Annotated in this window: 1 protein-coding gene; it reads left to right on the top strand. The window is 38.0% G+C overall.

Annotation, left to right across the window (positions count from 1 at the left end):
- Nucleotides 1-425: aminoglycoside 3'-phosphotransferase (locus SB756_RS28030; protein WP_077942037.1), on the top strand; the 425-nt coding region annotated here is incomplete at its 5' end.
- Between the last annotated feature and the right edge of the window lie 204 nt (nucleotides 426-629).

Genomic DNA, 629 nt, shown 5'->3' with positions numbered 1-629 from the left:
TGCATTCGATTCCTGTTTGTAATTGTCCTTTTAACAGCGATCGCGTATTTCGTCTCGCTCAGGCGCAATCACGAATGAATAACGGTTTGGTTGATGCGAGTGATTTTGATGACGAGCGTAATGGCTGGCCTGTTGAACAAGTCTGGAAAGAAATGCATAAACTTTTGCCATTCTCACCGGATTCAGTCGTCACTCATGGTGATTTCTCACTTGATAACCTTATTTTTGACGAGGGGAAATTAATAGGTTGTATTGATGTTGGACGAGTCGGAATCGCAGACCGATACCAGGATCTTGCCATCCTATGGAACTGCCTCGGTGAGTTTTCTCCTTCATTACAGAAACGGCTTTTTCAAAAATATGGTATTGATAATCCTGATATGAATAAATTGCAGTTTCATTTGATGCTCGATGAGTTTTTCTAAGAATTAATTCATGAGCGGATACATATTTGAATGTATTTAGAAAAATAAACAAATAGGGGTTCCGCGCACATTTCCCCGAAAAGTGCCACCTAAATTGTAAGCGTTAATATTTTGTTAAAATTCGCGTTAAATTTTTGTTAAATCAGCTCATTTTTTAACCAATAGGCCGAAATCGGCAAAATCCCTTATAAATCAAAAGAATAG

The organism is Pseudomonas sp. SIMBA_068, from assembly GCF_046534705.1.
Lineage (GTDB): Bacteria > Pseudomonadota > Gammaproteobacteria > Pseudomonadales > Pseudomonadaceae > Aquipseudomonas > Aquipseudomonas putida.
The sequence above is the reverse complement of the archived record's forward strand: the minus strand, read 5'-3'. Positions and strand labels throughout refer to the sequence as shown.